The 26,993-nt window shown below is 65.8% G+C and carries 23 protein-coding genes; 10 read left to right on the top strand and 13 right to left on the bottom strand.

Annotation, left to right across the window (positions count from 1 at the left end; all coding sequences use genetic code 11):
• Positions 1 to 6: 6 nt before the first annotated feature.
• Together WFK61_RS04165 and secA are read right to left on the bottom strand one after the other, a co-directional pair.
• Positions 7 to 522, bottom strand: a complete 516-nt coding sequence (locus tag WFK61_RS04165) for an invasion associated locus B family protein (RefSeq protein ID WP_336810272.1) — start codon at positions 520 to 522, stop codon at positions 7 to 9.
• Between the two features lie 1,475 nt (positions 523 to 1,997).
• Positions 1,998 to 4,772 (bottom strand): preprotein translocase subunit SecA, encoded by a 2,775-nt coding sequence (secA, locus tag WFK61_RS04160; protein WP_336810271.1) that lies wholly within the window; start codon positions 4,770 to 4,772, stop codon positions 1,998 to 2,000.
• A gap of 362 nt (positions 4,773 to 5,134) precedes the next feature.
• Here secA and WFK61_RS04155 point away from each other — a divergent pair, with 362 nt between their 5' ends.
• The 5 genes from WFK61_RS04155 (at position 5,135) to WFK61_RS04135 (ending at position 9,221) form a co-directional block, all read left to right on the top strand.
• The gene (locus tag WFK61_RS04155) at positions 5,135 to 5,974 is read left to right on the top strand and encodes a peptidylprolyl isomerase (protein WP_336810270.1); all 840 of its coding nucleotides are present in this window, start codon (positions 5,135 to 5,137) and stop codon (positions 5,972 to 5,974) included.
• A 161-nt stretch (positions 5,975 to 6,135) separates the two neighbouring features.
• Complete coding sequence (gene argJ, locus WFK61_RS04150; RefSeq protein ID WP_336810269.1) at positions 6,136 to 7,386, top strand: bifunctional glutamate N-acetyltransferase/amino-acid acetyltransferase ArgJ; 1,251 nt, start codon at positions 6,136 to 6,138, stop codon at positions 7,384 to 7,386.
• Complete coding sequence (locus WFK61_RS04145; protein WP_336810268.1) at positions 7,367 to 8,296, top strand: DMT family transporter; 930 nt, start codon at positions 7,367 to 7,369, stop codon at positions 8,294 to 8,296. Before argJ ends, WFK61_RS04145 begins: the two co-directional genes overlap by 20 nt.
• Positions 8,293 to 8,808 (top strand): carboxypeptidase regulatory-like domain-containing protein, encoded by a 516-nt coding sequence (locus WFK61_RS04140; RefSeq protein ID WP_336810267.1) that lies wholly within the window; start codon positions 8,293 to 8,295, stop codon positions 8,806 to 8,808. The genes WFK61_RS04145 and WFK61_RS04140 overlap by 4 nt, the downstream gene beginning before the upstream one ends.
• Complete coding sequence (locus tag WFK61_RS04135; RefSeq protein WP_336810492.1) at positions 8,805 to 9,221, top strand: (deoxy)nucleoside triphosphate pyrophosphohydrolase; 417 nt, start codon at positions 8,805 to 8,807, stop codon at positions 9,219 to 9,221. The genes WFK61_RS04140 and WFK61_RS04135 overlap by 4 nt, the downstream gene beginning before the upstream one ends.
• Positions 9,222 to 9,223: 2 nt before the next feature.
• On the opposite strand, the gene WFK61_RS04130 is transcribed toward WFK61_RS04135, so the two are convergent.
• The 6 genes from WFK61_RS04130 to WFK61_RS04105 all read right to left on the bottom strand — a co-directional run bounded on the left by WFK61_RS04130 (position 9,224) and on the right by WFK61_RS04105 (position 17,119).
• Entirely contained in the window at positions 9,224 to 9,934 is a 711-nt protein-coding gene (locus WFK61_RS04130; RefSeq protein ID WP_336810266.1) for a DUF930 domain-containing protein, read from the bottom strand.
• 99 nt (positions 9,935 to 10,033) lie between these two features.
• Positions 10,034 to 11,236 (bottom strand): winged helix-turn-helix domain-containing protein, encoded by a 1,203-nt coding sequence (locus tag WFK61_RS04125; RefSeq protein WP_336810265.1) that lies wholly within the window; start codon positions 11,234 to 11,236, stop codon positions 10,034 to 10,036.
• 112 nt (positions 11,237 to 11,348) lie between these two features.
• Positions 11,349 to 12,500: a hypothetical protein gene (locus WFK61_RS04120; RefSeq protein ID WP_336810264.1), complete on the bottom strand. Its 1,152-nt coding sequence runs from the start codon at positions 12,498 to 12,500 to the stop codon at positions 11,349 to 11,351.
• A gap of 161 nt (positions 12,501 to 12,661) precedes the next feature.
• Positions 12,662 to 13,186 (bottom strand): CAP domain-containing protein, encoded by a 525-nt coding sequence (locus WFK61_RS04115; protein ID WP_336810263.1) that lies wholly within the window; start codon positions 13,184 to 13,186, stop codon positions 12,662 to 12,664.
• 4 nt (positions 13,187 to 13,190) lie between these two features.
• A complete protein-coding gene (locus WFK61_RS04110; RefSeq protein ID WP_336810262.1) occupies positions 13,191 to 15,812 on the bottom strand; it encodes a DUF3772 domain-containing protein in 2,622 nt (873 codons plus the stop codon).
• 212 nt (positions 15,813 to 16,024) lie between these two features.
• A complete protein-coding gene (locus WFK61_RS04105; protein ID WP_336810261.1) occupies positions 16,025 to 17,119 on the bottom strand; it encodes an ROK family protein in 1,095 nt (364 codons plus the stop codon).
• Positions 17,120 to 17,275: 156 nt separating this feature from the next.
• On the opposite strand from WFK61_RS04105, the gene WFK61_RS04100 reads away from it, so the two are divergent.
• Positions 17,276 to 17,773 carry a DUF2938 domain-containing protein gene (locus WFK61_RS04100; RefSeq protein ID WP_442896259.1) on the top strand — a complete coding sequence of 166 codons (498 nt, stop codon included), beginning with the start codon at positions 17,276 to 17,278 and terminating at the stop codon, positions 17,771 to 17,773.
• Positions 17,774 to 17,779: 6 nt separating this feature from the next.
• Here the strand turns inward: WFK61_RS04100 and WFK61_RS04095 are convergent, their stop codons facing one another.
• From WFK61_RS04095 to gloB, 3 genes are read right to left on the bottom strand one after another with little or no spacing between them, the layout of a single operon-like run.
• A complete protein-coding gene (locus tag WFK61_RS04095; RefSeq protein WP_336810259.1) occupies positions 17,780 to 18,538 on the bottom strand; it encodes a GNAT family N-acetyltransferase in 759 nt (252 codons plus the stop codon).
• Between the two features lies 1 nt (position 18,539).
• The gene (locus tag WFK61_RS04090; protein WP_442896262.1) at positions 18,540 to 18,995 is read right to left on the bottom strand and encodes a cupin domain-containing protein; all 456 of its coding nucleotides are present in this window, start codon (positions 18,993 to 18,995) and stop codon (positions 18,540 to 18,542) included.
• 8 nt (positions 18,996 to 19,003) lie between these two features.
• A complete protein-coding gene (gene gloB, locus WFK61_RS04085; protein ID WP_336810491.1) occupies positions 19,004 to 19,768 on the bottom strand; it encodes a hydroxyacylglutathione hydrolase in 765 nt (254 codons plus the stop codon).
• 139 nt (positions 19,769 to 19,907) lie between these two features.
• On the opposite strand from gloB, the gene WFK61_RS04080 reads away from it, so the two are divergent.
• The 4 genes from WFK61_RS04080 (at position 19,908) to WFK61_RS04065 (ending at position 24,480) form a co-directional block, all read left to right on the top strand.
• Entirely contained in the window at positions 19,908 to 20,675 is a 768-nt protein-coding gene (locus tag WFK61_RS04080) for a class I SAM-dependent methyltransferase (protein ID WP_336810257.1), read from the top strand.
• Between the two features lie 103 nt (positions 20,676 to 20,778).
• On the top strand, positions 20,779 to 21,732 hold the full coding sequence (locus WFK61_RS04075) for an acetyl-CoA carboxylase carboxyltransferase subunit alpha (protein WP_336810256.1): 954 nt from the start codon (positions 20,779 to 20,781) through the stop codon (positions 21,730 to 21,732).
• A 198-nt stretch (positions 21,733 to 21,930) separates the two neighbouring features.
• The gene (locus WFK61_RS04070) at positions 21,931 to 23,361 is read left to right on the top strand and encodes a murein L,D-transpeptidase family protein (RefSeq protein WP_336810255.1); all 1,431 of its coding nucleotides are present in this window, start codon (positions 21,931 to 21,933) and stop codon (positions 23,359 to 23,361) included.
• A gap of 213 nt (positions 23,362 to 23,574) precedes the next feature.
• Entirely contained in the window at positions 23,575 to 24,480 is a 906-nt protein-coding gene (locus tag WFK61_RS04065) for a TorF family putative porin (RefSeq protein WP_336810254.1), read from the top strand.
• A 68-nt stretch (positions 24,481 to 24,548) separates the two neighbouring features.
• On the opposite strand, the gene WFK61_RS04060 is transcribed toward WFK61_RS04065, so the two are convergent.
• Together WFK61_RS04060 and WFK61_RS04055 are read right to left on the bottom strand one after the other, a co-directional pair.
• The gene (locus tag WFK61_RS04060) at positions 24,549 to 25,220 is read right to left on the bottom strand and encodes an AroM family protein (protein ID WP_336810253.1); all 672 of its coding nucleotides are present in this window, start codon (positions 25,218 to 25,220) and stop codon (positions 24,549 to 24,551) included.
• 61 nt (positions 25,221 to 25,281) lie between these two features.
• Positions 25,282 to 26,952, bottom strand: a complete 1,671-nt coding sequence (locus tag WFK61_RS04055; protein WP_336810252.1) for an OPT/YSL family transporter — start codon at positions 26,950 to 26,952, stop codon at positions 25,282 to 25,284.
• Positions 26,953 to 26,993: the final 41 nt, after the last annotated feature.

The raw sequence follows: 26,993 nt of genomic DNA, 5'->3' as shown, positions 1-26,993 counted from the left end.
CCGGCGTCAGCTCTGCGTCGCGTTGGTATCGCAGCGGGCCAGCATGCGCGACGCCGCAGTCACGCCCGCGAGCGAGAACTGATAGGTGGTGACGTTGCCGCGCAGCGAGCGCGCCTCGAGCGTCATGGTGCTGCCAGCGCGCATCGCCGCCAGCAGCGCCGGCTCCCGCTCCAGCCGTTCGAGCCAGGCATTGCTGCCCTCGGTCAGCATGCGGAAGCTATCATCGCCGATCGTCACGGTGACGACCGAGTCCCGGGCGAAGTCATACCCCGTCTGGAAGCTCGATTCCGTATTTGAAGCCTTATCGCCGGTCTGAACGAAGAAAAAGACTTCGCCGTGACGCAAATTCGACGGCTCCTCCGACGAGGGCTTGCTCATGATGAAGCAACGCGCCAGATCACCCTTTGCGTAAGTGGCAGCATTCCAGTTGCCGAACTGCCCCAATGACTGGGGACTCGCCGCCTGTACGCCCGTGCCCGCCAGGATGGTGAGGCAGGCGGCCGAAAGCGCTGTCTTGAACATGGTCTCATCTCCTTTCATCGCGGCCAACTTGGAAAGGAGAGTGTTACCGAGGCGTAAATAGGGCCCGGATAATTCATGCGTCGATCCGGCGCAGGAACTCCCTTGATGGCTAATCATGGGACGCAACGTTCCTGAAACGACGATGCCCAGCCTCGTACCAGGCATTGGATGATGGATGAAAAATTCGGTATTTAAACTCAAGAGAGAATCTTCTGAAAAATAACTGCAAGCCCTCCAATGAGAGCAGCTATAGCGGCTATAGGTCCCTTTTCATGATCAATAACGTAACTTAACGAATTAAGTGCCATGTCTCTTATAAAGTAATACTTGCTACAAACAATTATGAAAGCTATAGTGATAATATAAATTAAGCTATAAATTATACTAAAAGAGAAAAGATAATTATAAATTGATTGATTATAAGTTATTGATAAAAAATCAAGTCTAAATACAGATAGCATGGATACGATATAGAGTTTTAGCTGCGTAGAAATAATTAAATAAAATACTTTTACAACGCTTGACAACAGCGAAAGAGAAGATGGGTCGTTTAAAACCCTCTCTATTAAGATTTTTCCCCATAAGCTTAAATGATCAAATGGGAAAAAGTTTAGGATCATAGAATATTTTAATACAAAAAGGAAAGTAAAAGCATATTGATTGTCAGAAAATCTTTCAAAATCAAACCGCGTTGGGGATATAAACCCGATTAAAACAGTAAAAACTACGGATGTAACTATCACAGGTATCAGAAATGCTAAAATAACATCTAAGGAAACGAAAAAATACAACCTTCTAGCAGAGGAATTAATTGACTTAAGCAAATAATCTGTAACAATCAAAGAAATATATAATGATAACAGAGACATTATCGTCATAATAAAAATTATGACGAGATCCGAAAGGATATATATACGCAAGCTCGTTGGATTCATGAGGCTTATTCGAAGTTAATATAGATAGTATTCTAATCTTATTGTGAAAATCCTTCGAAATATCAAGTCCTTTTGAGGTTTCAACTGGATTACATTTACCGAGATGGTCCTTCCAAATAATGACGACCAATTACCGGGCTGCCCGCGCGTAGAAATCGAATTCAATGTTACCTTCAGGTCAGTATCGCCGAATTTAGAAAGAGTATTATGAACATCTTTATCCATAACTGGATTAAAAATCTGCGATACAAAATAGATTGTCGCGACAATTAATGACGAAATCAGAAACGCCTTGATCACAAGCCCATGAAGTCTCTTCAATTTCAACCGAAATTTGGCGATAAAATTTAAAGAGAAATCCGAAATACTAAGATAATCAATGTTTATCTAGGCTGTTTCCAAATAAGATCTAAACGACAAAAGGGCTCGCCTTGGAATAATAACATCCAAGACGATGAGGGCAGCCGCAGTAATAACAATAAAATTTACAACCGCGGTTCCCATAAAGCCCGTTCTCAATAGTCACAGCCGCCCGTCAGCTCAGGCGAACTGGCCGTGGCAGTGCTTGAACTTCTTGCCGGAGCCGCAGGGGCAGGGCTCGTTGCGGCCGACCTTGCCCCAGCTCTCGGGGTCTTCCGGGTTGCGGTCGAGCACGGCGGTATCGGCATCGGTCGCGGCGTACTGAACGCCGGTCGCACCATAGTCGCCGAAGCCGGAGCCTCCGCCATCCTGCGCCGGTGCCTGCGCCTGATCCTCGGGCTGGTCGAAGCGCACCTCGATGCGCGAGAGATGGCCGGTGACCTGCTGGCGCAGATGGCCGATCAGTCCGTCGAACAGCTCGAAGGCCTCCTGCTTGTACTCCTGCAGCGGGTCGCGCTGGGCGAGGCCGCGCCAGCCGATGACCTGACGCAGATGGTCGAGCGTGACCAGATGCTCGCGCCAGAGATGGTCGAGCGACTGCAGCAGCACCTGCTTCTCGACATAGGTCATGACTTCTTCGGTGTTGCGCTCGATGCGGCCGGCATAATCCTCGTCGGCGAGCTTGCGGATGCGCTCGCGGATTTCGGTATCGGCGATGCCCTCTTCCTTGGCCCAGTCCTCGATCGGCAGATCGAGGTTGAGATGCTGGATCACCTCCTGCTTGAGGCCGGCGCTGTCCCACTGCTCGGGATAGGCCTCCTCGGGAATGTGACGGGCGACGACATCCTCGACCACGCCATGGCGCATATCGTCGATGGTCTCGCGCACGCTCGCCTGGCGCATGAAGTCGCGGCGCTGCTCGAACACGACCTTGCGCTGGTCGTTCATGACGTCGTCGTATTTCAGGATGTTCTTGCGGATGTCGAAGTTGCGCGCCTCGACCTTCCCTTGAGCCTTCTCGACCGCCTTGTTGATCCAGGGATGGACGATCGCCTCGTCCTCCTTGAGGCCGAGCTTGGTCAGCATGCCGTCCATCCGGTCGGAACCGAAGATGCGCATCAGGTCGTCCTGCAGCGACAGGAAGAACTTGGAGCGGCCAGGGTCGCCCTGGCGGCCGGCGCGGCCGCGCAGCTGGTTGTCGATGCGCCGGCTCTCGTGGCGCTCGGTGCCGACGATGTAGAGGCCGCCGGACTTGAGCACGCGCTGCTTGAACTCGGCCACCTCGGCGCGGATGGCAGCGGCCTTGGCGTCGCGCTCCGGACCTTCCTCCATGCCGGTGAGGTCGTGGTTGATCCGCATCTCGGCATTGCCGCCAAGCTGGATGTCGGTGCCGCGGCCGGCCATGTTGGTCGCGATGGTGATCGCGCCGGGCACGCCGGCCTGCGCGACGATATAGGCTTCCTGCTCGTGGAAGCGCGCATTCAGCACGGCGAAGGCCTTGATGGCCTTGCCCTGCCGGGCAGCCTCGTAGATCGGCTCCAGCGCCTTGGGATCGGTGAAGTCGAGCAGCTTGTAGCCCGCCTTCTCCAGCATCTCGGCGATCAGCTCCGAGCGCTCGATCGAGGTGGTGCCGACCAGGACCGGCTGGCCGTTCTCCTGCGCGGCTTGAATCTCGCGGATGACGCCGCGCACCTTCTCCTCGAAGGTACGGTAGACCTCGTCATCCTCGTCCTTGCGGGCGACGGGAACGTTGGTCGGGATCTCGACGACTTCGAGCTTGTAGATCTGGAAGAACTCGTCGGCCTCGGTCGCCGCCGTGCCGGTCATGCCGGCGAGCTTCGAATAGAGACGGAAATAGTTCTGGAAGGTGATCGAGGCCAGCGTCGCGTTCTCGGGCTGGACGGTGACGTGCTCCTTGGCTTCCAGCGCCTGGTGCAGGCCTTCCGAATAGCGCCGGCCCGGCATCATGCGGCCGGTGAACTCGTCGATGATCACGACCTCGTCGCCGCGGACGATATAGTCCTTGTCGCGGGTGAACAGCGAATGCGCGCGCAGCGCCTGGTTGACGTGGTGGACCAGCGTGACGTTGTGGGCGTCATAGAGGTCGCCCTCTTTCAACAACCCGGCCTCGCGCAGCAAGTCCTCGATATGGTCGTTGCCGGCCTCGGTCAGCGCGACCGTGCGCTGCTTCTCGTCAACCTCGTAATCGGCCGGGACGAGCCCCGGCAGCACCTTGTCGATCGAGACATAGAGCTCCGACTTGTCGTCGAGCGGGCCGGAGATGATCAGCGGTGTGCGGGCTTCGTCGACCAGGATCGAGTCGACCTCGTCGACGATCGCGAAATGGTGGCCGCGCTGGCTCATCTGCGCGACGTCGTATTTCATGTTGTCGCGGAGATAGTCGAAGCCGAACTCGTTGTTCGTGCCGTAGGTGATGTCGCAGGCATAGGCGCGCTGGCGCTCCTCGTCGTCGAGGCCGTGCACGATGATGCCGACGGTCAGGCCGAGGAAATTGTAGAGCTTCGCCATCCACTCGGCGTCGCGCCGGGCGAGGTAGTCGTTGACGGTGACGACATGGACGCCCTTGCCTTCAAGCGCGTTGAGATAGGTCGGCAGGGTCGCGACCAGCGTCTTGCCTTCGCCGGTCTTCATCTCGGCGATGGCGCCCTCGTGCAGCACCATGCCGCCGATGAGCTGGACATCGTAGGGCCGCTGGCCGAGCACGCGCTTGGCCGCCTCGCGCACCGTGGCGAAGGCCGGCACGAGCAGGTCGTCGAGCTTCTTGCCCTCAGCGATCTGCTTCTTGAATTCCTCGGTGCGCGCTTTCAGGGCCTCGTCGCTCAGCGCGGCGATCTCTTTCTCCAGCGCGTTGATCGCGGCGACGCGGGGCTGGTAGCCCTTGACGCGGCGGTCATTCGACGAGCCGAAGAGTTTCTTTGCGAGCGCGCCAAGCATGTTGGGCCTTTCAGGTGATGCATTGAGCCCCCGGCCGGCGCGTATCGCTGATGTCGCGCGCGAACCGGAGGTTCGGTATTCTTGAAATTGCGACCGCGTGTTTAGACGCGAGCGCGGGCAGGGTCCAGCGTGCGTTTCGACCAATAGGCAGCGAAACGGCAAGTGAATTCGGCTCCCGATGTGGGGTTTTTCCGCCCCGCTTCCAAGAGCCCCGGCCAAGATCGTCGGACGCTGCGGCATCCGGGCCAGTGCAAAGCGGCGTGATCGCCGGCCGCAATCGCCTGAACCGCCTTGCCTTTGCCGCGTTCATCGGGCAGTGCAGCCGTCAAACCGCCTCGGTTTTTCGCGAAAGGCCGTCATCCATGAACTCAGCCCGTTTCATCGCCGTCCTCGGCTTCGCGCTGCTGGCGGGTCCGGCCTTCGCGCAAGCCGACAAGGTCGTCGCCAAGGTCGACGGCATCGCCATCACCGAGAAGGACATCCAGCTCGCGAGCGAGGATCTCGGCGAGCGGCTGGCCCAGCTCCCCGAGGAGCGCAAGCGCGACGAAGTCATCAACTATCTCGTCGACCTCAAGCTCGGCGCCAAGGCTGCGGCCGAGGCCAAGATCGGCGACAGCCCGGATTTCGCCGCCCGCCTCGCCTATTACCGCGAGAAGGTGCTGCTCGACGAATACCTGACGCGCGAAGGCAAGAAGGCCGTCACGCCCGAGGCCGCCAAGAAGCTCTTCGACGACACCACCAAGGCGATGACGCCCGAGGAAGAGGCCCATGCCCGCCACATCCTCGTCGAGGACGAGGCGCAGGCCAAGGCTGCTGTCGAGCGCCTGAAGAAGGGCGAGGATTTCGCCAAGGTCGCGGCCGAGCTGTCCAAGGACCCGGGCTCCGGCAAGGAGGGCGGCGATCTCGGCTGGTTCACCAAGGACCGCATGGTGCCGGAATTCGCCGAAGCCGCCTTCAAGCTGAAGAAGGGCGAGATCTCCGAGCCGGTGAAGAGCCAGTTCGGCTGGCATATCATCAAGCTCGAGGACAAGCGCTCGAAGCCGCTGCCGGATTTCGCCGCCGTGAAGCCGCAGATCGACCAGTATCTCGAGCGCAAGGCCCAGCAGGACCTCGTCCTCGCCATGCGCGAGAAGGCCAAGGTCGAGCGTCTCGACAAGCCGGCGGCGGACGCCGCCAAGCCGGCCGAGCCGAAGAAGAACTGAGCGTTTCGCTCCCTATCAGACGAATTTAGCGGGCGGCCCTTGCGGCCGCCCTTCTTGTTTTCGTCATCGGCCTGCGGCAGAGGGGCTTTCGAACGAGACGCGCTGTCCGGCGGACGAACGATTCGCCGGCCCTCCAGCAGCGCTCCGCAGGAGGAAGCCCGATGGCCGGCAAGGATGTCCCCGTTTCCCCGCTCGCGCCGAAGCGCCAGCCCAAGGTTCCGCCGATCCCGGGCGTGCGCTTCGCCACCGCCGAGGCCGGCATCCGCTACAAGGGCCGCCAGGACGTCTGGTTCGCGTTGCTCGACGAGGGCACGCAGGTCGCCGGCGTCTTCACCCGCTCGAAATGCCCGTCCGCCCCGGTCGACTGGTGCCGCGAGAACCTGAAGCAGGGTTCGGCCCGCGCCGTCGTCGTCAATTCCGGCAATGCTAACGCCTTCACCGGCCTGAAGGGCCGTGACGCGGTCAAGCTCACCGCCGAGATCGCCGCCAAGGCCGCCGGCTGCAAGCCGCAGGAAGTCTTCATCGCCTCGACCGGCGTGATCGGCGAGCCGCTCGACGCGACCAAGTTCAAGGGCGTGCTCGACGAATGCGCCAAGCGCGCCGCCGACGGCCCCTGGATCGACGCCGCCCGCGCGATCATGACCACCGACACCTTCCCGAAGGCGCTGACCCGCAAGGCCAAGATCGACGGCAAGGAGGTCGTGATCGCCGGCATCGCCAAGGGCGCCGGCATGATCGCGCCGGACATGGCGACGATGCTCTCCTTCGTCTTCACCGACGCTCCGATCACCGCCCCCGTGCTGCAGGCCCTGCTCTCCAAGGGCGTGAAGGGCTCGTTCAACGCGGTCACCGTCGACAGCGACACCTCGACCTCGGACACGCTGATGCTCTTCGCCACCGGCAAGGCCGCGGCGCGCGGTGTGCCGGCGATCACCGAGGTCAATGATGCGCGCCTTTCCGGCTTCAAGCGCGCGCTGAACTCGATCTTGCTCGAGCTCTCCCATCTCGTCTGCAAGGACGGCGAAGGCGCCCGCAAGTTCGTCGAGGTGCGCGTCACCGGCGCGGCCTCCGCCCGCTCGGCCAAGCGCGTCGCGCTCTCCATCGCCAATTCGCCGCTGGTCAAGACCGCCATCGCCGGCGAGGATGCCAACTGGGGCCGCGTCGTCATGGCCGTCGGCAAGGCCGGCGAGCCGGCCGATCGCGACAGGCTCGACATCGGCTTCGGCGACATCGTCGTGGCGAAGCAGGGCGCGCGCGCGCCGTCCTACGATGAGGTCGCGGTGTCCGACTACATGAAGGGCGACAACATCGTCATCACCGCCGATCTCGGGCTGGGACGCGGCAAGGCCACGGTCTGGACCTGCGATCTGACCAAGGCCTATGTCGAGATCAATGGCGACTACCGCTCCTGAGGCTTCGGCCGCGCCCGAGCCGAGCCGCGGCTTCATCGCCAGCCATCTGCTCGTCACGGCCTTCTTCTGGGGCTCCAGCTTCCTGTTCATCAAGCTGATGGCCGGACAGGTCTCGCCTTTCGCCATCGCGGCGGGGCGCGGCCTGCTCGGCGCGGTCTCGCTTTCGCTCTGGCTGCTTTGGCTCGGCCAGAGCCCGTTGCCGCGCCGCCACGAGATCCACCACTGGCTGATCCTGGGCGCGACCAATGGCTGGATCCCCAATATCCTGATCGCCTATGCCCTGATCCAACTCGCCAGTGGCCCGGCCGCGATGATCCAGGCGGCGGGGCCGCTGATCACCGCCATCGTCGCGCATCTGATCTTCGCCGAGGAGCGGCTGAGCGGACGCCGCCTCGTCGGCATCCTGATCGGCCTTGCCGGCGTCGCTCTGCTGATCGGCCCGCGCCTGTTCGAAGGCGGCGGCACCGCGCTCAGCGTGCTCGCCATGGTCGCAACCATGCTGAGCTACGCGACCGGCAATATCTATGTCCGCGCGGTGCCCGCCCCGGCCGGCGACCCGATGCGCCTCGCGCTCGGCCAGCAGGTCGTCTCCGGCTTCAGCGCCTCCCTGCTCGCCCTGGCCTTCGCCGGGCCGGCGGCCTTCCTGCCCCTGCGCGACCATTGGCTCGCGCTGCTGGCGCTCGGCATCTTCTGCACGGCCATCCCGATGACGGTTTTCATGCGCCTGATCCGGGCGGCCGGCCCGACGCGCGCGGCGATGACCGGCTATCTCGTGCCGACCGTCGCCGCGACTATGGGCGTGCTCGTTCTCGGCGAAACGCTGGAGTTGCGGCAGATCGCCGCCGGTTGCATCATCCTGGTCGGCGTCTTCCTGGTGACGATGGCGCCGCGTCGGGTGGGGGTTGCATGAGGATCGGGGTTGTCGCGGCAGCCGTATTGGCCGCCGGCATCATGACGGGCTGCGTCGAGCGCAAGCCTGCGACCGTCGCCTTCTCCACGGAAGAGGCGGCCTTCATCAAGAAGACCGGCACGGGTGTCATCACTGGCCACGCCTTCCGGACCAAGCCGAGCGGCGTGGTCGTCAACGCGGCCGGGCAGGTCGTGCGCCTCGTTCCCGATACCGCGTTCGCGCGCGAGCGCTTCGCCAATTTCTACGGCAAGGCCAAGTACGTGCCCCACAGCGCCTATCCACGCGACGACAGCGTCGACCCCGCCTATTCCGAATACACCCGCACGACGAAGGCCGAGGCGAACGGCCGCTTCGCCTTCGACAAGGTCGCGCCCGGCAGCTATTTCCTGACCACGCAGGTGATCTGGGGCGAGGAAACCGCCTTCACGCGCGAGGGCGGCTCGGTCTATGACAGCGTCACGCTGACCGGCCGGGAAACCGAGCCCGTGCAGGTCATCCTCTCCGGCAACTGAGTTCCCCTGTGAAGCTGCTCCTCGTCGTCGCCTGCGCCCTGATCGATGCCGATAATCGCGTCCTCGTCACCCAGCGCCCGGAAGGCAAGGCGCTGGCAGGCCTGTGGGAATTCCCGGGCGGCAAGCTGGAGCCCGGCGAACGACCGGAGCCCGCGCTGATCCGCGAGCTTTCCGAGGAACTCGGCATCACCGTGAAGGAGGACTGCCTCGCGCCGCTGACCTTCGCGAGCTACGCCTATCCCGAATTCCATCTGCTGATGCCGCTCTATATCTGCCGGCGCTGGCAGGGCACGGCCATGTCCCGCGAGAGCCAGGCGCTGAAATGGGTCCGTCCCGGCAAATTGCGCGATCTCGCCATGCCGCCCGCCGACGAGCCGCTGATCCCGCCGCTGATCGATCTGCTCGGCGCCTGAATTCAGTGGACGGCCGGCAGGCCGAGCGCCTCCCAGCGCTCCCTTGGGATCGGTTCGCCGACATGGAAGGCGAAGGCCGTGACGCGCTTCAGGTCGGGCGAGACGGTGCAGGCGAAGCGCAACCCATACCAGCGCCGCCGGCTGCGAAAGGCGGCGCCCTCGGCCGTCAGGACCCGGCCTGAGAGCTTCGTGCCGGCCAGCGCATAGGCCGTGACGCGATCCGGCTCGAAATCGCGCTGCCAGTCATGGATCTGGCCCATCGCCTCAAGACCGCAGAGCTGCTCGACACGCTCTTCCGGCGCGAGCCTCGGCAGCATGGCAAGCGTCCCCCGGCTGCGCGGATCGGCCAGCACGCGCTGCGACAGCATGCGCGGCGGATGGATCATGCCGTCCGCTTCGACAGGGGCCGGTTGAGGTGGCAGCACTGAAGGCTGCTGTGAGGGTGCAGGCTCATCCGGCTTCGGAAGAGCCTCGGGCAAGGCCGGTGCCGCAGGTACGGGGGCGACAAGCGGCGGCGGCTTCGGCCGGGTCAACGCCTCGAATTCCGCGGGCGTCTGCAATTCGACCTCGACGCTCTGCTCGGTGATGGGAGCCGCCTCGAAAGTCTGGATCGCGACCGAAGCCAGCCAGGCGAGCAGCGCGGCATGCAGGATCGCGGCGATCGGCAGGCCCGGAGCGGGCATCGAGAACCGTGCCGGGATCGCCATAGCCATGGCTCAGGCTGCAATCCTGCCGCAGGCACCGGGCGCCAGTCGCGCTATCCTCGTCATCCGCTTGCCCGCCCCTGCTCCCTTGCCGGGCAACAGCGCCGATCAAGCCGGCATTTTTGTGATCTCGGGCAATGGCTCCACCGCCGCCTCGTCGAGCGCGAGCTGGAAACGCTCGAAGCGCTCCAGCTCCTCCTCGATCGCCAGCTTCAGCGCCGGCGTCTCGCAGCCGTCGAGCCAGGTCCATTGCTGCATCAGGAGCTTGCCGGCCGCCCGGTCGGTCTTGAGGTCGAGCACCGCGACGACGCGCTCGCCGGCCAGAACCGGCAGGCCGAAATAGCCGTAGACCCGCTTCTCTTTCGGCAGATAGGCCTCGAAGACATGGGCATAGTCGAGGAAGAGCTTGGCCCGCTTGCGCTGGATCATCAGCGGATCGAAGGGCGAGAGGATATGGATCAGCATCTCGTCCGGTGCCGAGACGGGTTCCAGCACGGCGGGTGAAGCCCAGTGCTGCGTCTTGCCGGCGCCCTCCACCGCGACGGGAACCAGCTCTTTGCGCTTGACGCGGGCGGCGATCAGCTCGGACACCGCCTTCTTCGAGGGCGCGTCGAGATGGCAGATCGAATCGAGGCTTACGAGCCCCTGCGCCGTCAGCGCCCGCTCGAGCAGATAGGCCGTGATCTGCCGCTCGCTCGCCGGTGTCGGCTTCTTCTCCCACTGGAAATGCCGGTCGAACAGTTCGTAGGTTTTGACCATGCCGGCGCGCGCCGAGATCGCGAGCTCGCCATCGTAGAAGGCCCGTTCCAGCAGGCCCTTGGACGGCTTCTTGCTGGCCCAGAGATGCGCCTTCTCGATCAGCTCCTCCTCGATGTCGCGGATCGACAGCGCGCCGTCCTTGCGGATGCGCCGCAACAGCTTGCGCGTCTCCTCGCGGGCGCCGACCGCCGACCAGCGCTTCGGCTCCTCGCGATGCGCCTTCATGGCCGGCAGGAAATAGCGGATGTCGCGGGACGGGACATAGGCCAGCGCATGCGTCCAGTATTCGAAGACGCTCTTCCCGACCGATTGCAGATGGGCGAGATCGGCCCGGCGATAGGCGGGGATGCGGGCATAGAGGATATGGTGGTGGCAGCGCTCGATCACGTTGATCGTATCGATCTGGATATAGCCGAGATGCTCGACCGCGGCCCGCGCCGCTTCAGGCCCCGGGCCGAAAGGATCGCGCCGGTCCAGCCGCTGGGCCTGGAGCCAGATGCGGCGGGCCTGTTCGGCGGTGGCGGAGATCGGCTTGCGTGGGCGCGGAGGCATGAGCGCAAGCTAGCCGCGCCGAGGGCTTGGGTTAAGAGCCCGGCAGCACCGCCGCTGACAGGATCTGGCGGGAGCCTTGCGGGTGTCAGCGCAGGGTCGCGAGCGCACCCCTTCAGAATTCGCCGCTCACCCCGAAGCGGGCGCCGCCGAAACTGTTGCTGGCCAGACTGACGCCGGCATTGATCGCGACGGGAAAGGCGACGTCGAGTCGATGCGCCACCGCGAAACCCGCTGCCCATTCGCCCTTGTAGGTCGCGGTATTGCCGCTCCAGCTCGTCTTGCCTGGCTGGGATGGCATTGCCGCCCCCGTCATGGCCATCGCCGCCGCGATGCCTTGCCTGGCCTCGCGTCGCCCTTCCCGCGCATAGGCCGCGACATCGTCGATGCGCTGGTCGAGGGCCGTCAACGCCGCCCCGACATTCGTGTAGATGCCGCTGCGCAAGGCATAGCGCGGCCCGGTGAAGTTGCCGTTGGCATCGAAGCCCGCCCCGCCTCCCAGAGCCGAGGCCGAATTATTGGCGACCGATCGCAATTGGCGCAGGTTGACCGCGTCGGTGTCCTGCGTGCCGCCCGCAACATGGGTGATCTGGCGCTCGTTGCCGGCAGAGCCGATCGAGAGCGCGCCTTGCGTTGAGCTCACCGCCGTTCCGCTGAAGGCCTCCGTCGCACCGGCCAGCCCGCCTCGCAGCGCAACCGAACCGGCCCCCAATGCGATGCCGCCAGTGGCCGAGACCACCGTGTCGCGCCCGATTGCGACACCATCCGCCGCCGTCACGGCACCGCGCAGGCCGATCGCGATCGCCCCCGTCGCCGCGCCGGATGTCATGGCGCCATGGCCGAAGGCGATGGCGTTCGGGTCTGCGGCGCTTGCCTTGGGGCTCGCCGTGCTGCCGAGCCCGCTGATTTCGCCGCCGCCGATGGCGATGCCGCCCGGCCCCTCGACCGTGACGCTGTCCGCCTTGAGCTTGCAGTTTCCCGGCAAGGTGACGAGGTTGCCGTTCTGGTCGCGGATGCTGAGGCCAATATTCCGGCCGCTCAACGTGTCCCGCAGGTTGAGGTTCACCTCGCCGATGAGGCCGTTCAGCACGGGATCGAGCAGGCCGCCGAGCAGCCCGGAGGCTGCGTTGGTGACCGGCTGGAGCACCGGGAGATCGACGCCGAGCCCGGTGCAGACATCGATCAGGCCTCCCGACTGGGCTCCGGCCGTGCCGGGAGACAAGGCGGCAGCGGCCAAAAGGGCAAGCGCAAGCGGACGGCGTGACATCGGCACCCCTCCAGGACAATCCCGTTGCGGGAATTATCGGACAGGCACAAGAATAAGTTGCATATGGTTGCGAAGCCGTAAAGACACAACCAATGGTTGCTTAAACGAGCTGGCAAAGCCAATCTTCAACGGTGCTGGCGAACGCGATGCCGCCCGCCCGATCAGGGCGCGACGATCAGCGCCCAGTAAACCTGATATTTCGAACCGGGCGCATAGGCGGTGGCGATGCCCATGCGCTTCGCCTTCGGGTCCTTCATGACGCGATCGTGCTGCGGCGAATCCCGCCAGCCCGAAAAGGCTTCGGCGAGGCGGCGATAACCGGCCGAGAGATTGGCTTCCGCCCCCGGCTGGCCGTCACGCGCGAGGCGCGCCTTGACCGCGTCGGCCTGGGCGGGCTTGTCGGAGCCGGCCATGGCCGCGGCTTCGCGCCTGGCCGCCTCGACCAGCACGGGGTCGAGCACGAGCGGCCCGAGCCCGGCATTGAGCCGATAGGCCGAGATCATCGCCCGCGCCTGCTCCGTATCGACCTGCGCCGAGGCCGAGCCGAGATCGCGATAGAAGGCCGGCTGGCCCTGCCGCTGCGGCTCGGCGCAGCCGGCGACGCCGAGGATCGCAAGGGCGCCGGCAAGCGCGACCGGGCAGGTCATCGCGCGCGAGGCCGCGGCACGGCGGAAAAGGCTGGGCATCCGATCATTCCTTGCTGTCGTCCTTGGCCGGCTCGGGCGCCGGGGCGGGAGCGGGCTTGCTGGCCTCCGCGTCCTCCTCCTCGGGCTCCTCCGCCGCAACCGGCTTGCGCGAGCGGCGTGCCGGAACGGCGGCCGCAGGTTTCGGCGCTTCGCGCTTCACGCGGCTGCGCGCGCCCTCTCGCTGTCCAACGGCCTCTGCGATGCTGCCGAGCGAGTGCTCGACGCCCTCCAGCCCGCGCACCATCAGTTCGGGCACCGCGGCGGTCGGCTCCATCTCGGCGAGGCGCTTGTGGATCGCGAAATTCAGGTCGCTGTTGACCCGGCCGGTGATCTCGACATCGCCGACCACGCAGACGAGCTCGAAATCCATCGTCGTCGTGCCGAGTTTCTTGAACATCACGGCCGGCGGTGGCTTCTGCATGACGTCGCCATGGTTCGCGGCGACCTCGGACAGCATCGCGCGCACCTGACCGGCATCGAGGGTGCGTGGCACGGTGAGTGCGATCAGCACGCGCCCGGTCCGGTCGTTGCGGACGCGGTTGCGCACCACGCCGGAGATCAGGTTCGAGTTGGGCACGATCACCGTCGCCCGGTCGAAGGTCGCGATCTCCGTCGAGCGCACGTTGATGCGCTTGACGATGCCCTCGATGTCGCCGACCAGCACCTGATCGCCGACCCGGATCGGCCGCTCCCAGAGCAGGATCAGGCCCGAGACGAAGTTCGACACCACCGATTGCAGGCCGAAACCGATACCGACCGAGAGGGCCGAGGCGACCAGCGTCAGGCGCTCCAGACTGAGCCCCACCGCCGAAACCGTGATCGCCGCTGCCGCGATATAGCCGACATAGCCGGCCGCCGTGGTGATCGAGTTGCGCAGGCCGGGATCGAGCGTCGTCGTCGGCAGGAACTGGTTCTCGAGCCAGCGCTGCATCGCCCGGGTTGCGCCGATGCCCATCGCGAAGACGATCGCGCCGACGACGATCGTCGAGAGCGAAATCGTGACGCCACCGACCTGGAAGCCGAAGAAGGCGGCCCGAAGCGAGACGAGGAAATCACTCGATTCCAGCCCCCAGGGCGCCAGCACGAGCAGCACCGTCACCGCGATCAGCAGGAGCTTCAGCACGCCAACGCCGATGACCGAGATCTTGTCGAGCGTGGCCGCGCGCAGGCCCATGCCCGCCTTCAGCGTCAGCGCGAAGCGCCCCTTGCCGCCGAAGAGCCGGGGAATGCCGAGATCGATGAACTGGAAGACCAGCAGGAACAGGCAGGCGACGATGCCGACCCAGAGCGCCTGCTCGGCCAGGAAGGCGGCGAAGACGACATAGCCGAAGAGCGTCGACGCGATGATGCCGAAGCCGATGATCCAGCCGAGGATGCGCACCGGCCCGAGGCTCGCGCCATCGACCGGAACATAGGGGCCGAGGCAGGCCTCCTGCTCGACCTCGTCGTCGTCGCGGATCTGGTAGAGCCCCGCGATCAGGGCGAGCGCGAACAGGATGGCGAAGAACGCCTTCACGATGATCGAGATGGCGAGGCCGGCGGCGATCGCTTGCAGCCAGGCCTCGAAGACCTTGCCGACCGACATCACCGCCGCAAGCGAGCTCGCGATCCAGACGACGCTGCGCGCCGTCGTATCCATCACCTTGACGAGACGGCGCTGCGGGCTCGACGGCGCGAACAGCGCATCGGCCAGCGCCTGCACGAAGGCGAAGAAGGCGAGCCCGACGACGACGGCCCAGATCACCGGCTGGATGCGCGGCGGCAGCAGGCCCGTCGTGTTCAGGGCCTTGTAGATCAGCCAGCTCGCCAGCACCGGCGGCGCTGCGCCGGCGACGATATGGGCGAGCGCGATATAAAGGCAGTGCAGGTTGCCGGTATCCTGCGTGTTGCTGAAACGCGCCTTGAAGCGCGGCAGATAGCGCGCCCGCGCCCAATAGAGCAGAATTGCGCCCATGAAGGCGAAGGCGACGACCGTGCCGCGCGTGCCGGAGAAGGCGTCCCTGACGCCCTCCAGCCAGCCGCCGAAGACATAGCCGGACGCGCGCAGGTCTTCGGGGGCGGTCGCGACCGCGTTGCTCCAGACCTCCGGGTTCGCCACGGAGGGGCCGGCCGCGAACAGCTGCTTGGCGAAGATGTCCCGGCGCTTGTCGCCGATGCTGCTCTGCAATTGCTCGGCCTGGAGCAGCGAGGCCTTGGCGAGCTTCAGCGTCTCGTCGGCCTCGGCGAAGGCCTTGGCCCGCGCCTCGCGGTCGCGAACGATCTCGGCGCTCTCGGCCGGAGCGCTGGCCTCGGGCTTGGGGCCGAGCTGGTCGAGCCTGAGCTTGGCCTGATCGACGCGCGGGGTCTGCTCGTCGATGATCAGGCGCAGCTGGTCGAGCGAGGGCTGCAGGCGCAGGCGCTGCCGCTGCAATTCGGCGTCGGTCGGGTTGGGCGAGGCCAGCGTCGTCTCGATCTGGGCGAGATCGGCGCGGACGCTGTCCAGCCGGGCGCGCAGGCTGCCCGGCTCGGCTGCCGCCTGGGCAAAGGCCGGCGCCGCGGCGGCCAAAGCCATGACGACGAGGAGCAGGCAAGCCGCCAGGAAGCCTTGCAGGCTTGAAAACGACGCTCGCGTCCTGCGCGCTGCCATGGCGATGCGGCCCTGCCCGTCCAGATGATTCGGCTCCGGCTCGACCCTCGGCACAGCCCTGCGCGCAAGGCAAGATGAAGAGCGGAATTCGACCGGCACGAAGGGCTCCCGGGCTTGTGGATCGGAACAGGGCGGGGAGACGGGCCCCGCCGCCTCATCCCTGCAAAACACGACCTGAAGATGGCAGAGGAGCCTTTTCGGCCTCTTGCTGCTCAATCCCGCGCCTTGCCCTTCGCCCTGGCGCGGTTGCGATAGCTCGCATTGCCGAGGCCGGTGCCGATCGTCAGCACCGCCCAGTTCTCGACATCCTGCATCGCCGGCATTTCGCTCAGGCCCTGGATCACGGCATCGTTGTGCATCACCACCTCGGTCTCGTGCTCTCCGATCTCCGGTACAAGCGCACGGATGCTCTCGACGAGATTGAAGCGGCTGCTTTCCCAGTTGCCGGGCAGGTTCTGTGCCCCGCGATCGATCGCGCCGTCGGGCTCGATCAATCCTGGGCAGCCGACGCCGATGAAGGGCGCGACCCGCAAGCCCTCCTTCTCGGCATTCGCAATCTGCTCGCGCAGCATCTTGCCCAGCCGCTTGATCGCCTCGTCCCGGCTCGGCTCCTCGTCGGCATGGCGCCAGAGCTCGGATTGCCAGACCCGCGCCCGGCTCAGGTCCGGCGCTTTCTTCTGGCGGAGTTCGACAATGCCGGCACGGATATTCGAGCCGCCGATATCAACGGCGACGAGGCTGTCATAGGCTTCGAATATCCATTTCGGCGCGAGATGGGCGCTGCCGACGAGCCCGGCCTCGTCGGGATGGTGGCTGACCGGAACGAGATCGAGATCGCGCCCATCGGTTCGCAGGATGATGGCGGCGCGCGCGATGGCGAGTTCGCCGACCCGGCTCTCGCGGAAGCCGCCACCGACCACGATGCGCTCGATCTCGGCCCAGCTCTTCAGCCGGGTGAAGCGACGGATGACGAAGGCAAGCGACTGCGCGAAGCCTTCGATGGCGCTCAGCACCAGCGCGGCCTCCCGCGCATCGCCATCCTTGAGCAACGCGTCGAGTTCCTTCTTGCCGATTTCGGCGGTCTTGCCCGTCAATGGATCGTCGCCATTGCGCTTGAGATGGCTGCGCAAGGCGTCGAGATGCTCGATGAAGGCGCCGCGGCTCGCCTTGTCGCCGACGAAACCGTCATCGTCGCGAACTTCCAGATTGTAGCTGGTGACCACGACCGAAGGCAGCTCGGCAGAGCCATGCGGCCCGGTCGCAGCCTTGGCCGCGCTGCGTGACGTCTCGGCGGTCGCCGTGGCCATGTCTTCCCCCTTGCTCGCGGATGGATCAGCAGGGGCAACCCGCCGGCTGCCGTCACGGTTCCCCGAACGGGGCGATGCGCCACATGCAGCCCGCTCGCGCATTGCCGCAGTTGACCGCTGCCGCGATCGCCGCTCCAACAGGCACGAGCCGCATCGATGCGGCCGGGGGGATGGAACGTGTCGGATCTGATCTTGCGGATGGTGATCATCGGCGTCGGCGCGACCGCGCTCACCGATATCTGGGCTCAGTTCCTGCGGCTCTTCGGCTTCCCCAAGCCGAACTGGGCGATGCCGGGGCGCTGGTTCGCCCATCTGCCGCGTGGCCGCGTCTGGCATGAGGACATCGCGAAATCGGAGCCCGTCCCCGGCGAGCTCGCGATCGGCTGGATCTGCCATTACCTCGTCGGCATCGCCTTCGCTGGTATCGTGCTGGCGATCGCCGGCGCGGGCTGGGCCCGGAACCCGACCGTCCTGCCGGCGCTCATCGTCGGCTGGGCGACGATCGGCTGCGGCTGGTTCCTCCTGCAGCCCGGCATGGGCATGGGCATCGCCGCCTCGAAGAAGCCGAACGCGAACCAGATCCGCCTGCTGAACGTCGTCAGCCACACCCTCTTCGCCATCGGCCTCTACGGCACGGCGCTGCTGACGCGCTGAGACGCCTCAATCGAGAATCCGCGTCTCGTAGGCATAGAGCTGCCGGAAACCGAGGCTGCCATAGAGGTTGATCGCCACGGCATTGCTCTGCTCGACCTGCAGATAGGCGTTGTCGCAGCCCATCGCCGCGGCCCAGCCCATCAGGCCCCTCACGATCTTGCGGCCATAGCCATGGCCGCGATGGTCGGGATCGACGCAGATCAGGCCGATCTCGGCCATGCCGCGCTCGGCGACGCTCATGCCGAAGGCCACCGCCTCGCCCTCGACCAGCCAGGTCGCGAAGGCGGCGGGCAGCCGGACCTTCTCGATGATGCCGGCGAGATTGCCGACATGAGTCTTGTTGCCGCTCTGCAGGGCGGCGACGCCGGCGGTCCATTCCTGGCTCGGCCGCGCCTCGATCTGCAATTCCGCGTCCTCGGACGCCGCGAAGCCGGCCAGCGGCGCGATCTGGCCGAAGGACTTGTCCTTGACCCGGTAGCCGCGCTCCAGCACCGCCGCGCGCGTCGCCTCCGCCACCAGCGGCGTCAGGCGGATCGCCGGCACCAGCCCGTCGGCACGATAGAGTTCCTCGATCAGATCGAGCATCGTGGCGTCGAGCTCGGCCCCATAGCTCAGCGGCGTCGCCGAATTGGCCCGGCCCGAATAGCCATTGGCGAAGCGCAGCACCCAGTCGCCGACGATGAGCGTCGACAGGGCCGGCCAGGCATTGATGATGCGCCGCTCGCAGCCGAGCACCAGCGCGCTGTCGTCCGTCTTCGTCAGCATCCTATCCCCCTGAGGGCTTGCGCGGTGTCGGCCGCCAGCCCGGCGGCGCCATCTCGAAGCCCTTGAACTCGAAACCCGGCGCCACCGTGCAGCCGACCAGCGTCCAGGCGCCGAGCGAGGTCGCGCTCTGCCACCAGCCGGCCGGCACCACGAATTGCGGCCGCTGACCGGAGGCAAGCTCGGTGCCGAGATGATGGGCCGAGGCATCGTGCCCGTTCGGCGAGACCGTGATCACCAGCGGCGCCCCGGCATAGTGATGCCAGATCTCGGCGGCATCGACGCGATGCCATTCCGAGGTTTCCCCGGTATCGAGCAGATAATAGATCGCGGTCGAGAAGCCCCGCCCCTCGGGCCCGGCCGGGTCGCGGAAGGTCTCGCGATAATGGCCGCCCTCGGGATGGGGCTTGAGATCGAGCAGGCGGATGACCTCCGCCGCCGTCAGCCCGTCCAACCGCATCGTCATGCTCAGAACCGGTTCTTGGCTTCGCGCAGCGCCGCAAAGACCTCTCCCGGCGCCGCTCCGGGCAGGCCAACCGCCTTCGCCAGCGCGGGCTCGGCTGCACGGAAGAACGGATTGGTCGCCTTTTCCTCGGCGACCGTCGTCAGCGCCCAGAACCGGCCCTCGGCCTTGGCTTTCTCGGCCTCGGCGAAGCGCGCCTTGAGCGCCTCGTTGGCGGAATCGACCGAGCGGGCGAAGCGGGCATTGGAGAGCGTGTAGTCATGGCCGCCCAGCAGGCGGACATCGCCCGGCAGCGCCATCAGGCGCGAAAGCGAGGTCCACATCCGCTCCATCTGGCCGGGCTGGACCCGCCCGCAGCCCATGACGAAGACGACGTCGCCGACCAGCGCGAGCCTGGCGCCACGCCCGACGAAGCTGAGATGCCCGTCGGAATGGCCGGGCGTATGCCAGATCTCGAAGCTCTCGCCGCCGAAGCCGACCGTATCGCCCTCGCCGAGAACCCGGTCGAGCGGCGCGCTGGTGCGCGCATCGGCCGGGCCGACGACATTCGCGCCGGTCGCCTGCTTCACCTCGGCCACGCCTTGCGTGTGGTCGTGATGGGCATGGGTGATGAAGATGTCGCTGATCGTCCAGCCCTTCGCCCTGGCGGCGGCAAGCGTCTCGCCGGCATCGGGCACGTCGATGGCGGCGCAGGCCCCGCTGGCGGGATCATGGAGCAGCGCGCCCGCATTGTCGTTGAGCGTACGGAAGACGTGAAGGTCGAGCGGCATGGCTTCCTCCGGCAGGGTCGGCCCGGCGGAACGGCGGGCGGTCAGATCCCCTGCATGGGCCATGCCCGGCCGCCGATCAACCCGGCATCATCTCGGGGCACCCTTGCGTTCGGGCCGCGCGCGATCCATCTCAGGCGCCATGCCTCTCGACGTCGTCGATCTGCGCGCCTTCTATGCGAGCCCGCTCGGCCATGTGGCCCGGCGCTTCATCGGCCGGGCGATGCTGCGCTTCTGGCCGGATTGCGCGCGCCAGCGCCTGCTCGGCCTGGGCTATGCGACGCCTTATCTCTCCGTGCTCGGCATGCAGGCCGAGCGGACCATCGCCTTCATGCCGGCCGCGCAAGGCGTGGTGAACTGGCCCTCGCCCGGACTCTCCGCCTCGGCACTGGTCGAACCGACGCTCCTGCCGCTCCCGACAGCCTCGATCGACCGGGTCGTGCTCGTCCATGCGCTGGAAGAGACGGAAAGCCCGGACGATCTGCTGGAAGAGGTCTCGCGCGTGCTCAATCCCGGCGGGCGGATGATCCTCGTCGTGCCGAACCGGCGCGGACTCTGGGCCCGGATGGATGGCACGCCCTTCGGCCAGGGCCGCCCCTTCAGCCGCCGCCAGCTCTCCGCCCTGATGCGCGGCGCCGAATTCTCGCCCGAGCACTGGACCGAGGCGCTCTACGTCCCGCCCCTGCAAAGGCGCCTGCTGATGCGCTCGGCCCTGGCCTGGGAGCAAATCGGCGCGGGGCTCTCCCTGCCCTTCGCCGGCGTCCATATCATCGATGCCACCAAGCAGTTTTACAGGCGCGCGCCCTTGCGCGCGACGCGGCGCAGCTTCGCGCTGAGACCCGTCCTGCTGCCGCAACCCTCGCCCACGCCCCGTGCGGCAAACCCACCCGCAGAGGCAGGAACGGGTTGACAATTTCGCCGGGTCGCGGCCAAGGTCCGCCGCTTTTCAAGCCCGGTTTCACTGCAAACCGCCGCTCCGCCCGCTTCTGGTGCGGAATCTGAACTGGATCACGATGCGTAGCTATCTGGATTTCGAGAAACCGGTCGCCGAGCTGGAGGCGAAGGCGGATGAGCTGCGGGCCCTGGAGGCACGCGGCGACGGCATCTCCCTGTCTGAGGAGATCGGCAAGCTCGACGCCCGCGCCAGCCAGGCGCTGAAGGAACTCTATGCCGCGCTGACGCCCTGGCAGAAGACGCTGGTGGCGCGCCATCCGCAGCGCCCGCATTTCAAGGATTACTGCGCCGGGCTGATCACCGAGTTCACCCCGCTCGCCGGCGACCGTGCCTTCGGCGAGGACGAGGCCATCGTCGGCGGCTTCGGCCGCTTCCGCGGCGAACCCGTCTGCGTCATCGGCCAGGAGAAGGGCGACTCGACCGAGACCCGCATCCGGCACAATTTCGGCATGCCCAAGCCCGAGGGCTACCGCAAGGCCGTGCGCCTGACCGAGCTCGCCGACCGCTTCGGCCTGCCGGTGCTGAGCTTCGTCGACACAGCCGGCGCCTATCCGGGCATCGAGGCGGAGGAGCGCGGCCAGGCCGAGGCCATCGCCCGTTCGACCGAAGCCTGGCTCGGCCTGCGCAGCCCCAGCGTCGCCCTGGTCATCGGCGAAGGCGGCTCGGGCGGGGCGATCGCGATCGCCGCCGCCAGCCGCGTCATGATGATGGAGCACGCGATCTATTCGGTGATCTCGCCGGAGGGCGCGGCCTCGATTCTCTGGCGCGACACCGCCCGCGCGCAGGACGCCGCGACCGGCATGAAGATCACGGCGCAGGACCTTTTGAAGTTCGGCATCATCGACAAGATCGTGCAGGAGCCGACCGGCGGCGCCCATCGCGACGGACAGGCCGCGATCAATCGCGCGGGCGACGCCATCTCCGCCGCGCTCGCCGATATGGCCGGCCTGAGCGCCGATGACATCGTCAATAAGCGCGCGGACAAGTTCCTCGCGATCGGCCGCAATCTCTGAGCAATGCGGCTGCGGCATATCTCGCAGCCGCGAAGGCAAGGTTCCTTTACCCGGCGTTGACCATGTGGCCAGACTCGGGAAGCCTATGGTAAGGAACCCTCAAGGCTAACGCATCTACAACGAGTCGACGGGCACAATTTGGCCGTCTTGCGAAGTCACAGGTCGCGCCTCGGCCTGCCGTTCGATGGGATTGACGACGTGGCAATCAAGCAACTCGCGCTCGTGGCTTTTGTTGCATTGACGCTGGCTGCCTGCGAGGAAGACCGTTATCGCGGCTCCGCGCGCCACAACATTCCGATTCCGAGCGCGACCTATGCCCTCATGTCCGAAAAGGGCATGAGCAAGGACCAGCCGATCATCATCCGCTCCTTCAAGAAGGAGTCGGAGCTCGAGGTCTGGAAGCGCAAGGCCGACGGTCAGTACGCGCTGCTGAAGACCTATCCGATGTGCCGCTGGTCCGGCCAGCTCGGCCCGAAGATCCGCGAGGGCGATCGCATGGCGCCGGAGGGCTTCTATGCCATCGCGCCGCAGCAGATGAACCCGAACTCGTCCTATTACGTCTCGTTCAACATGGGCTATCCCAACGCCTATGACCGCTCCTATGGCCGCACCGGCGCACACCTGATGGTGCACGGCGCCTGCTCCTCGGCTGGCTGCTATTCGATGACGGACGACCAGATCGGCGAGATCTACGCCCTGGTGCGCGAGGCCCAGAACGCCGGCCAGCGCGCCGTGCAGATGCAGGCCTATCCCTTCCGGATGACCGCGCAGAACCTCGCCAAGCACCGGCTCGACCCGAACATCGCCTTCTGGAAGAACCTGAAGGAAGGCTCCGACTATTTCGAGGTCGTGAAGGACGAGCCGGCTGTGTCCGTCGCCGGCGGCCGCTACGTCTTCAATGGTGGCCAGGCGCCTGCCGCCGTCGCGGAGAAGCGCCGCGAGGACGAGGTCCAGGTCGCATCGCTCGTCGCCAAGGGCACGCCCGCGATCAAGCTGATCTATGACGACGGCGACCAGCACGCCTCGTTCAAGCGCGCGCTCGCGTCCAACGGCTCCGAAGCCCTCAACCGCTCGGCCTCCTGGGCCTCGCGCGATGTCGGCATCAGCCGCGAGGACGCGCTCGCCTCCGGCCCGCGCGTCGTGGTGCTCGACAATGCCGGCAAGACCAGGACGACGGTCCGCGCCGCCTCCGCCGATAACGATGCCGTTCTCGCCGCCGTCGCCTCTGCGCCGGTCGAGGAGCCCGCCAAGCCGGTCGAAGCCAAGCCCGCCGTGGCGCCGCGCCCGGCTGAGGCGCCCGCCGCCACGCAGCTCGCCAAGGTCACGCCGGGCAATGCCCAGCAGGCGCCGGTGCTGGCAAGCGCCTCCTCCACCCCGGTCGTTCCGGCGGCTCCCGCCGCCCCGTCCGAGGACAAGCCGTTCCTGCAGCGCGCGCTCAGCTTCATGCCGACCTTCGGCGGCACGGCCGACCAGGGCATGACCACCGCTTCGGCCCCCGTCGTCTCGGTCGTTCCGGCTCAGCCGACCAGCACCAGCGCTCCGCTGCCGCCGCGTCGCGCCACCGGCCTCAGGACCTCCAGCCTCGACCAGTCGACGGCGGTCTATGCCAGCCAGCCGGTCCAGCGCTGAAGCATCCGAATGACGCCGGTTCGGCCGTGACAAAATTGTCGCAAGCGGCCAGATAATCCGGACTGCCTTTTTTGCAGGCGCGAAGGCCCCCGTTTCGGGGGCCTTTGCTTTTTGCGTGTGCGATCAGCCCAAAAGCTCGCCTTGCGGGAAATCCGGCCCCACCCGCTTGATGGCGTGACAGCGCGATCACTGCGCGGCGAGGGGTTTTTGCAGATGCCTGATCTCTTCCGTTCCTCGATTCTGGGCCTAACCTTGGCGGCCAGCATCAGCGGCGCCCAGGCCGCCGACCTGCCGAGCAAGAAGGGCGCGCCACCCGCCCCCGTCGTTCCGGCAATCACCTGGTTCGACATCGCCCTCAATGTGAAGGCCCAGACCGACTATAATTTCCGCGGCATCTCGCAGACCGACCGCAAGCCCGGCATCGGCGGCGGCGCCGAGCTGCAAATCTACAACAACCTGTTCTATCTCGGCGTCTACGGCGCCAGCGTCGATCTCGCGACGCGTCCCGATGCCGAGATCGACTTCTACGGCGGCATCCGCCCGAAATTCGGCGACCTCGCCTTCGACCTCGGCGTGATGCAGTACTATTACCCGAGCGAGAAGCAGTTCATCGACACCGCCGGCGTGTTCTGGACGCCGAAGAACACGGATTACACCGAGGTCTACGGCAAGGTCTCCTACACCTTTGCGGAAACCCTGACGCTCGGTGCCAATGTCTACTACGCCTGGGACTGGCTCGGCACGGGCGCGAGCGGCACTTACGCCTCGGTGACCGCCAAGTACAATCTACCCTTCCTGGAAGGTCTCTCGGTCTCCGGCGAGCTCGGCCATTACTGGCTCGGCACCACCAATCTCGCGATCTGGTCAACCGTGCCGCCGACGAACCTGCCCGACTACACCTACTGGAATGCCGGCGTGTCCTATAACTGGAAGAACATCACGGCCGACGTGCGCTATCACGACACCACGTTGTCGAAGACCGAGTGCTTCGCGCTGACGGCCGATCCGCGCGGCATCACGACCGCCAGCGGCCGTTCGAAATGGTGCGGCGCGGCCGTCGTCGCCACGCTCTCCTTCGACATCACGGCGAGCAGCGTCGGCGTCTTCGCGCCGAAGTGAGACCTGCTCCTTTGCAGACGCGAAAGGCCGCCCTCGGGCGGCCTTTTCTTTTGCGTCGGCGTCTGTGGTCAGGTGATCTCGGAGATCAGCTTGGCGATCAGGCTGTTGGAGAGGATGACCGGCAGCCCGGCTTCCCTCGCCTCGCGGCGATGCCGCTCGACGAAGCCCATGCAATCCATCAGCAGGATCTGCGCCCCGCGCCGGGCGAGATCGCGCGCCGCCTCCGATACGGAAGCCCCGCCACCATTATAGGGCGAGGCGGCGGCATAGAGCGGCGCGCGCCCGAGCGGTGCCCATTTCCCGGCTTCGGACGCAATCTGCTCGGCCAGCGGCACGATGATGCCGAGCTGGGCGCCCTGCACCAGCGCCGCCACGGTCGGCGGCAGGATGCGGTCCGGCTCGATCAATCGCGCTGTCTGCGTCCTCAGGCTCTCGAAATGCCCGGTACAGAGCATCAGGATGGTGGTGCAGCCCTCGGCCTCCAGCATGGCGAGCTTGCTCTGCGCCGCCCTCTCGGTACGGGCGCGGTCGATGATCACCGCGCTGCCGTCGAGCAGTTTGGTGATCAGCACTGGCTTTCCGGCCTCGGCCGCGAAACCGCGCTCGATCTCGGCACGGCTCAAGCCGTCCAGCACGCCGGCATGGCGGCGCGGCAGGCGCGCATCTAGCACGTCGTCGAGGATCGGCGTGATGTCGGCGCGCGGCGCCTGGCCGATGGTCAGCGTACCCAGCTTGCTCATGGCGCCCCACCCCTTTCGCAATGAAAAGGCCTCGGGACGGTCGCCCCGAGGCCTGTCTCGTTCAACGCTTCCAGAAATTCTTCGAGACGGAGTCGAAGAAGGAGAAGATCGCGTCGCCCGCGATGACGCCCGCGGCAAAGACCTCCATGTCGCCCTCGCCGCTCGCGCCGCGCAGCTTCTCCCAGACGATCCGGCAAAGGATGCCCGCCAGCACCGCCCAGCCCGCCATCGGGAAGTTGATCAAGAGGCCGGTGGCGAAGAGCACGCCGATCTGCCGCTTCGGCCCACCGATGAACTGCAGGATCGCGCCGGGGATCGCCCAGATGAAGAGCTGCCAGGCGACGCCATCAGCCACGCCGGCCTTGATCGTCGCGGCATAGACCTTGTTCACGGGAGCGACGAGGTTCTGGTCGAAGAAGGACTGGTAGGAGACCAGAACCACCGCGCCCGCCACGACGAAGGCGAACATCGCGGCGAAGAGCTGCTGGCGGCGGCCCTCCAGCTCGAAAGCAGGGTTGGCACCGTTACCGCGCAGCAGATAGCCGGCCTTCAGGTCGTAGCCCATATCGGCGAAGGCCGGGCCGGTCGCGGCCGAGAAGCCGACGAGCAGCGCGAGCGCCGGCATCGGGAAGCCCAAGAGCATGCCGATGATCAGCGTGATCAGCGCCACCGCGAAGGCCGGGAACCAGCCGGAATGCATCGCGGCGAGGCCGACGATCAATTCATGCACATAGGCCGCGAAGGCGGCGTAGAGCACGAACAGGATCAGCATGCCCACCGACATGTCGCTCATCAGCCCGCCGACCACGGCGATGAACACGGCGATCGCGAGATAGCCGACGGTTCCGAGCCCAAGCGCCCGCTTCACCTCGGCATCGCTGACGCCGGCCCTGGCCTCATCGGCCTTGCCCTCGCCGCGACGGAACAGCAGCAGCGCGACCTGCAAGAGCGCCACCAAGCCGGCGCCGATCATGAAGCCATGCGGAATATAGGCGGCCATCAGGTCGCCCTTGGGAATGAGGTTCGCGAAGGTCGGACCGCTGAAGAGCTGGCCGGAATAGCCGCGCAGCAAGAGGCCGATGCCGAACATCAGCAGCGCCCAGATATTGCCGATGAAGGCGACGCCGAAGGCCGACATCGGGATGCCGGAGACGGCGGTCGAGCCGGCGAAGCCGATCCAGGCCAGCGGAATCTTGACGAAGGAGGCGGCGATGCCGGTACCAAAGCCAATGCCCATCAGCACCGCCTTGCGCCCACCCTCGTCGCCGGCCTTGATCGCCTCGGCGGCGGCGACGCCCGGAGGCCAGGCGCCCGTCGCCGGGAAGACGCGGGAATCGAACATCCGATAGAGCAGATAGGCATCGAGCAGCATGGCGAAGAAGGCGCCCGCCAGCATCGGCAGGACGAGGTCCGGCCGGCCGAGCAGCCAGGGAATGCCGACCGGCAGAAGCAGGCTGTTCGCGGCGCCGAACGTCGCCGAGGAGATCGCGCTCTGGGCTAGGTTCTGCACATGGATCGAGCGGTAGCGGGCGAAGATCGCGAGCGGCACGCGCGCCAGCGCCATGGCGGCGAGCGCCCCGATCAGCGAGGTGTTGGCGGTGATGCCGAGCGACACCAGAAGCTGCATGCCGATGATCGCGCCGAAGACGCAGAGCACGGCGATGAGCAAGAGCGTCGCCGGCTCGAACAGGCTGGGGTGCTTCTGAGGCACCCCCTCAGTTGGATTGGTCATGCCTCTGTCCCCTTATTGGCCCCTGTCGGGCGTGTGCGTTG

It is taken from the genome of Allobosea sp. MMO-172 (assembly GCF_037147855.1).
Taxonomy (GTDB): Bacteria; Pseudomonadota; Alphaproteobacteria; order Rhizobiales; family Beijerinckiaceae; genus Allobosea.
The sequence above is the reverse complement of the archived record's forward strand: the minus strand, read 5'-3'. Positions and strand labels throughout refer to the sequence as shown.

Excerpts from the sequence above, each read along its gene's own strand:
- WFK61_RS04140 (WP_336810267.1), top strand. The coding sequence starts at position 8,293 with ATGAGGATCGGGGTTGTCGCGGCAGCCGTATTGGCCGCCGGCATCATG.
- WFK61_RS04130 (WP_336810266.1), bottom strand. The coding sequence starts at position 9,934 with ATGGCTATGGCGATCCCGGCACGGTTCTCGATGCCCGCTCCGGGCCTG.
- WFK61_RS04165 (WP_336810272.1), bottom strand. The coding sequence starts at position 522 with ATGTTCAAGACAGCGCTTTCGGCCGCCTGCCTCACCATCCTGGCGGGC.
- WFK61_RS04065 (WP_336810254.1), top strand. The coding sequence starts at position 23,575 with ATGCCTGATCTCTTCCGTTCCTCGATTCTGGGCCTAACCTTGGCGGCC.
- WFK61_RS04125 (WP_336810265.1), bottom strand. The coding sequence starts at position 11,236 with ATGCCTCCGCGCCCACGCAAGCCGATCTCCGCCACCGCCGAACAGGCC.
- WFK61_RS04080 (WP_336810257.1), top strand. The coding sequence starts at position 19,908 with ATGCCTCTCGACGTCGTCGATCTGCGCGCCTTCTATGCGAGCCCGCTC.
- gloB (WP_336810491.1), bottom strand. The coding sequence starts at position 19,768 with ATGCCGCTCGACCTTCACGTCTTCCGTACGCTCAACGACAATGCGGGC.
- WFK61_RS04060 (WP_336810253.1), bottom strand. The coding sequence starts at position 25,220 with ATGAGCAAGCTGGGTACGCTGACCATCGGCCAGGCGCCGCGCGCCGAC.
- WFK61_RS04155 (WP_336810270.1), top strand. The coding sequence starts at position 5,135 with ATGAACTCAGCCCGTTTCATCGCCGTCCTCGGCTTCGCGCTGCTGGCG.
- WFK61_RS04120 (WP_336810264.1), bottom strand. The coding sequence starts at position 12,500 with ATGTCACGCCGTCCGCTTGCGCTTGCCCTTTTGGCCGCTGCCGCCTTG.
- WFK61_RS04055 (WP_336810252.1), bottom strand. The coding sequence starts at position 26,952 with ATGACCAATCCAACTGAGGGGGTGCCTCAGAAGCACCCCAGCCTGTTC.
- secA (WP_336810271.1), bottom strand. The coding sequence starts at position 4,772 with ATGCTTGGCGCGCTCGCAAAGAAACTCTTCGGCTCGTCGAATGACCGC.
- WFK61_RS04095 (WP_336810259.1), bottom strand. The coding sequence starts at position 18,538 with ATGCTGACGAAGACGGACGACAGCGCGCTGGTGCTCGGCTGCGAGCGG.
- argJ (WP_336810269.1), top strand. The coding sequence starts at position 6,136 with ATGGCCGGCAAGGATGTCCCCGTTTCCCCGCTCGCGCCGAAGCGCCAG.
- WFK61_RS04075 (WP_336810256.1), top strand. The coding sequence starts at position 20,779 with ATGCGTAGCTATCTGGATTTCGAGAAACCGGTCGCCGAGCTGGAGGCG.
- WFK61_RS04110 (WP_336810262.1), bottom strand. The coding sequence starts at position 15,812 with ATGGCAGCGCGCAGGACGCGAGCGTCGTTTTCAAGCCTGCAAGGCTTC.
- WFK61_RS04145 (WP_336810268.1), top strand. The coding sequence starts at position 7,367 with ATGGCGACTACCGCTCCTGAGGCTTCGGCCGCGCCCGAGCCGAGCCGC.
- WFK61_RS04105 (WP_336810261.1), bottom strand. The coding sequence starts at position 17,119 with ATGGCCACGGCGACCGCCGAGACGTCACGCAGCGCGGCCAAGGCTGCG.
- WFK61_RS04090 (WP_442896262.1), bottom strand. The coding sequence starts at position 18,995 with ATGCGGTTGGACGGGCTGACGGCGGCGGAGGTCATCCGCCTGCTCGAT.
- WFK61_RS04100 (WP_442896259.1), top strand. The coding sequence starts at position 17,276 with ATGCGGCCGGGGGGATGGAACGTGTCGGATCTGATCTTGCGGATGGTG.
- WFK61_RS04115 (WP_336810263.1), bottom strand. The coding sequence starts at position 13,186 with ATGCCCAGCCTTTTCCGCCGTGCCGCGGCCTCGCGCGCGATGACCTGC.